The 1,173-nt window shown below is 53.3% G+C and carries 1 protein-coding gene; it reads right to left on the bottom strand.

Annotation, left to right across the window (positions count from 1 at the left end; all coding sequences use genetic code 11):
* Window positions 1–153: 153 nt before the first annotated feature.
* Window positions 154–1,098 carry an IS5 family transposase gene (locus tag CDH47_RS17445; protein WP_100641624.1) on the bottom strand — a complete coding sequence of 315 codons (945 nt, stop codon included), beginning with the start codon at window positions 1,096–1,098 and terminating at the stop codon, window positions 154–156.
* Window positions 1,099–1,173: the final 75 nt, after the last annotated feature.

Here is a 1,173-nt window from a genome sequence, read left to right as displayed (position 1 = left end):
TAGGGAGGGTCTGATTAATGCCTGATTTCTCGCTGAATAACTTTATTAGCTCGAAAAAAGCTATTCAAAGGCAATTTAGGCACGCTCAGCCCCTCTACTTGTTCGTTTTTTGCCCGTTTCCCGCCATTTCGGCGAAATTCGGGCGCACTGGCCCTACGCCAGTAGATATTTTTCGCCGATCAGTAAGTTGGTGAATGCGGCCAGCAAGTGCAGCCGGGTACTATTTTTGGCCAAGCCGCGATAGCGGACTTTGTTGTAGCCAAAGACCTGTTTGATGTACCGGAACGGATGTTCGACTTTGGCCCGGGCGCTGGCTTTGAGCTTCTCGGCTTTCAGTTTACGGGCGTCCAGTTTCTTCCGACTGCCGGGGCGTTTGGCAATGAACCAGGATACATTTTGGCGATCTTTATGCTCATCCCGCTTTTGAATACCAAGATAACCGGCATCACCGAACACGCGCTGCTCGTTACCGTGAAGAATGTTGCCGGCGGGCACGATGTCGTGGACATTAGCAGCGGTGGTATCAATGCTGTGGATCAGGCCGAGCGTGTCGTCCACGCCGATGTGCATCTTCATGCCAAAGTACCACTGGTTGCCTTTTCTGGTCTGGTGCATATCGGGGTCACGTTTGCCGCTCTCGTTCTTCGTGGAACTCGGGGAAGAAATAATGGAAGCGTCCACAATGCTGCCTTCACGTAACATCAGGCCGTTCTTCTCCAGGTGTTTGTTCACCTCTTTGAACAACACCTTGCCGAGGCCATGGCGTTCCAGGAAATGACGGAACTTGAGAATCGTGGTTTCGTCCGGCAAGCGGTCCAGCTTCAGGCCAGCGAAGTGCCGCATGGATTCAATCTCGTACAGGGCATCTTCCATAGCCGGGTCGCTGAGGTTGTAGAACAGCTGCATGCAGTGGACTCGCAGCATGGTCGGCAGCGGATACGGTGGCCGGCCAGTCTGGCCCTTGGGGTAGTATCGGGCAACTTTCTTCTCCAACTGCTTCCAGGGAATCAGCTTGTCCATCCGTTCCAGAAAGATCTCGCGGCGGGTCTTGCGCTTCTTGGTCTGGTACTCGGCTTCGGAGAAGGTAATCTGATCCATGGTGGCAACGAATCCTGTGCGGTTGACGATGGCCGTATTATCGCTGATTTTGAGACTTATTCAGAGTCTCCCTAG

This window comes from Marinobacter salexigens, from assembly GCF_002806945.1.
Taxonomy (GTDB): Bacteria; Pseudomonadota; Gammaproteobacteria; order Pseudomonadales; family Oleiphilaceae; genus Marinobacter; species Marinobacter salexigens.
This window is presented reverse-complemented; position numbering and strand designations above follow the sequence as displayed.